Consider the following 2,954-nt stretch of genomic DNA (forward strand, 5'->3'; position numbering starts at 1 on the left):
CTGGCGGATGATCGCCAGCCGGGCCCGGGCGTGTCCCGCCTGCGCCTGGCGGACCAGGCCCTGCGGGGTCAGCGACGCGAGTCCGCCCGCCGGGCCGGCGCGGTGGGCGGAGCGGGGGTGCGGATCGCCAGGCATGCAGGCCACGGTAGGAGGGCACCCTGATCGATGGACGCACAGCGTGTGCGGCACCCTCCGGTGGCCTCCCGTCGTTGCGCCCGCGGAGGTTGGGGGAGGATGGGCGGTGTGACCGCCGACCATTACTTCAGCGCCGAGCCCGCCGCGCCCGCCAAGCGGAGCCGCATCGAGTTCACCGCCGCCGGCCGGGCCTATGACCTGGTTGTCGCGGGCGGGGTGTTCTCCGCCGGGCGGCTCGACCCGGGGACCGCCGTACTGTTGCGCAAGGGCGACCTGCCCACGGCCGCGACCACCGGCACCCTGCTCGATCTCGGCTGTGGCTACGGCCCGATCGCCTGTGTGCTCGCCAGCGAGGCGCCGGAGTCCACCGTCTACGCGATCGATGTCAACGCCCGGGCCCGGGAGCTGACCGCGGAGAACGCCGCCGCCCTCGGGCTGGCCGGCCGGGTGCGGGTCGCCGCCCCCGACGAGGTGCCGGACGACGTCACCTTCGCGCAGATCTGGAGCAACCCGCCCACCCACGTCGGCAAGGCTGAGCTGCGCGCGCTGATGGAACGCTGGCTGCCCCGGCTCGCGCCCGGCGGGGTCGCCTGGCTGGTGATCAACCGCAACCTCGGTGGTGATTCGCTGCACACCTGGCTCGTGTCGCTGGGCTGGGAAGTGACGCGTACGGCCAGCCAGCGCGGCTTCCGGGTGCTGCGGGTGACCGGAAAAACCGGCTGACCACCGGCGGGTCGTCGGGGAGGATGCCCACGTGGGTTACGTAGACGTGTCAGGGGTCGGATTTGTGCTGCCGGACGGCCGGGAGCTCTTCTCCGACGTGTCGTTCCGGGTCGGCGAGGGTGCGAAGGTGGCGCTCGTCGGGCCGAACGGGGCCGGCAAGACGACGCTGTTGCGGATGGTCGCCGGGGACACGTCCACCCCGATCGGCACCATCGCGCGGGCCGGCGGGCTCGGGGTGATGCGCCAGTTCATCGGGATGATCGGCGATGACCGTACCCTCGACGACCTGGCCCTGTCGCTGGTCGCGCCGCCGCTGCGGGCCGCCGGCGCGGTCCTGGCCGCGGCCCAGTCCGCTTTGGAGAGCAACCCCGACGCCGAGAAGGCGCAGCTGGCCTACGCCAACGCGATCGCCGGCTGGGGCGAGGCCGGTGGCTACGACGCCGAGGTGCTCTTCGACGTCGTGGCCGTGGCCATCCTGGGCAAGCCGTGGGAGGAGGTCCGGCACCGGCCGGTGCGCACGCTCTCCGGCGGCCAGCAGAAACGCTTCGCGCTCGACCTGCTGCTGCGCGGCAGCGACGAGGTGCTGCTGCTCGACGAGCCGGACAACTTCCTCGACGTGCCCGGCAAGCGCTGGCTCGAGGCGCGGCTCAAGGAGTCGTCGAAGTCGGTGCTCTACGTCTCGCACGACCGGGAGCTGCTGGCCCAGACGGCGAGCCGGGTGGTGGCCGTCGAGGGTGGCAGCGCGTGGACGCATCCCGGTGGCTTCGCGTCCTGGCACGAGGCCCGTTCCGACCGCCACGAACGGCTGCTGGAGTTGCGCCGGCGTTGGGACGAGGAGCACGAGAAGCTGCGCGAGCTGGTCTTCACGCTGAAGAACAAAGCGGCGTACAACGACGGGCTGGCGTCGCGGTATCAGGCGGCGCAGACGCGGTTGCGCAAGTTCGAGGGGGCCGGGCCGCCGCCGTTGCCGCCCAAGGAGCAGTCGCTGCGGATGAACCTGCGCGGCGGGCGTACGGGTAAGCGCGCGGTGATGTGCACCGGGCTCGAGCTGGAGAATCTGACCTTCCCGTTCGACCTGGAGATCTGGTACGGCGACCGGGTCGCGGTGCTGGGCGCCAACGGCACGGGCAAGTCGCACTTCCTGCGGCTCCTCGCGGCCGGCGGCACCGCCCCCGACGTGGACAACAAGCCGGTCGACGGGGCGCCGCTGGCCCACGTGGCGCACAACGGTGTCGCCAGGCTCGGCGCCCGGGTCCGGCCCGGTCACTTCTCGCAGACGCATGACCGGCCGGAGCTGCTGAAACGTACCCTGGTCGAGATTCTCTGGCGGGGTGACGACCACCGTTCCGGGATGGACCGGGCGGGTGCCATGAAGGCTCTGAACCGCTACGAGCTGGCGGCCCAGGGTGATCAGCTCTTCGGCACGCTCTCCGGCGGGCAGCAGGCGCGTTTCCTCGTGCTGCTGCTGGAGTTGTCCGGCGCGACAGTGCTGCTGCTCGACGAGCCCACGGACAACCTGGACCTGGCGTCGGCCGAGGCCCTCGAGGAGGGGCTGCAGGCGTTCGAGGGCACGGTGATCGCGGTCACCCACGACCGCTGGTTCACCCGCGGTTTCGACCGTTTCATCCTCTTCCAAAGTGACGGCGAGGTCGTGGAGACGCCCGAGCCGGTCTGGGACGTCCGCTAGGGCGGCGTCCACGATGGAATCGAAGTAGGCGTACGCGCAGCGTATGGGCTCTGTGCGAGCACGCGACCACCCACAGTGGAGGTGGGTGGGGGTTTACGGGCGGCGGGACGCGGGTTACCGTCTGCTCGGAACCAACCCCACGGGAGCCCGGTGCACCGGGCTGAGAGGGGGGCTGTCGCGGCCCCCGACCGTCGAACCTGATCCGGGTAATGCCGGCGCAGGGAGGAGTGTGTTGTGGGCCCTGCCTTTCCGCACCTGCACGTCATCACGGACGCCCGCCACGGCCGGCAGCCGCTGACCGTCGTGGCCGCCGCCATCGCTGCCGCCCGGCGGCTGGGCGCGTGCCGGCGCCTGGCGATCCAGGTCCGGGTCGAGGACGACGTCAGCGACCGGGACGCGAACCTCCTGG

2 protein-coding genes and 1 riboswitch are annotated in these 2,954 nt (G+C 72.0%); both genes read left to right on the forward strand.

Annotated features, from left to right (window positions below; all coding sequences use genetic code 11):
* Window positions 1–243: 243 nt before the first annotated feature.
* Entirely contained in the window at window positions 244–858 is a 615-nt protein-coding gene (locus AB0C29_RS41450) for a methyltransferase (RefSeq protein WP_360832743.1), read from the forward strand.
* A 31-nt stretch (window positions 859–889) separates the two neighbouring features.
* Complete coding sequence (locus AB0C29_RS41455) at window positions 890–2,545, forward strand: ATP-binding cassette domain-containing protein (protein ID WP_360832746.1); 1,656 nt, start codon at window positions 890–892, stop codon at window positions 2,543–2,545.
* 129 nt (window positions 2,546–2,674) lie between these two features.
* Window positions 2,675–2,786, forward strand: a riboswitch (TPP riboswitch).
* Window positions 2,787–2,954: the final 168 nt, after the last annotated feature.

This window comes from Actinoplanes sp. NPDC048791, from assembly GCF_040650095.1.
Classification (GTDB): domain Bacteria; phylum Actinomycetota; class Actinomycetes; order Mycobacteriales; family Micromonosporaceae; genus Actinoplanes.